The 1,055-nt window shown below is 61.5% G+C and carries 1 protein-coding gene and 1 pseudogene; one reads left to right on the top strand and one right to left on the bottom strand.

Translation table 11 applies throughout. The features are described from left to right. Nucleotides 1-64: 64 nt before the first annotated feature. Complete coding sequence (locus WH5701_RS16450) at nucleotides 65-496, top strand: YchJ family protein (RefSeq protein ID WP_006169942.1); 432 nt, start codon at nucleotides 65-67, stop codon at nucleotides 494-496. Between the two features lie 49 nt (nucleotides 497-545). On the opposite strand, the pseudogene WH5701_RS00770 reads toward WH5701_RS16450, so the two are convergent. Then, a pseudogene (locus WH5701_RS00770) lies at nucleotides 546-1,055 on the bottom strand (alanine dehydrogenase); the annotation flags it as partial.

The following is a 1,055-nucleotide window of genomic DNA, read 5'->3' as shown; positions in this document are numbered from 1 at the left end:
TACGAGAGGGGATCAGTCCAGCTGCGCTCGGGAGGCCCTTGCCACCGTTGAGGGAGATCCAGTGATGAAGCAGGGCAAGGGATTTGCGATGTCGACGGATCAAGGCCCCTGCCCCTGCGGGGGCGGTGCTTATCGCACCTGCTGTGCTCCCCTGCACCGCGGCGATCAGCGTGCCGAAACGGCCGAACAGCTAATGCGTTCGCGCTACTCGGCGTTTGTGAAGGGTGAGTTGGACTATTTGTTGCTTACTCATCCGGAAGCACATCTGCCTGAGGCGGAGCGACGACAGCAACTGCGCCGAAGTTTTCGGGCTACGCGCTGGGTGGGCCTTCGCATTCTGTCCTGCACCGATGGAGGTGTGGCTGACGTGATGGGAACGGTGGTTTTTGAAGCCCGCCATCGCGAGGGAGTGCTGCGGGAAACGTCGTTCTTTCAACGGTGCGGTGGAGGCACCGATGGAGATTGGCAATACATCAAAGCCCTCGACATGCCTTAAACAGCACGCAATTGACTCAATATTATTACGATTTCGTGAATCAATCGTGCTAGCGCAGGCAGGCCATCGGGTGTCGTGGCGTAACTCCCAGCGCTTTGGCCACGCCGGGGTGGCAGATCGATCCCTGCACCGTATTGAGGCCTGAGAGTAGTTCCGGTCGTTCGGTAAAGGCCTCTTCGAGGCCGCGGCCAGCGATGCCCAGGATGTAGGGCAGCGTCACGCTGACTAGGGCCTCCGTTGACGTGAATGGAACCGCCCCAGGCATGTTGCCGACCGCGTAGTGCTGCACTCCATGGATGGACACCGTTGGATTGGTGTGGGTGGTTTCTCGGCTGGTGGCAATGCAGCCGCCCTGATCAATGGCCACATCAACGATCACCGAACCGGGTCGCATCGCCTGAACCAGGTCTTCGTCCACCAGCGTGGGGGCACGGCCGCCGGGGGTGAGCACAGCTCCGATCACGAGATCCGCCGTCGGCACCAGCCGTTCGATCAGTCCACGGCTGCTCACCACGCTCGTCAGCCTGCCGCGTCGATCCGCCTCCAGGCTGCGAAGCCG

It is taken from the genome of Synechococcus sp. WH 5701 (assembly GCF_000153045.1).
Taxonomy (GTDB): Bacteria; Cyanobacteriota; Cyanobacteriia; order PCC-6307; family Cyanobiaceae; genus Regnicoccus_A; species Regnicoccus_A antarcticus.
This window is presented reverse-complemented; position numbering and strand designations above follow the sequence as displayed.

Coding starts and splice junctions, on each gene's coding strand:
- WH5701_RS16450 (WP_006169942.1), top strand. CDS start 65: ATGAAGCAGGGCAAGGGATTTGCGATGTCGACGGATCAAGGCCCCTGC.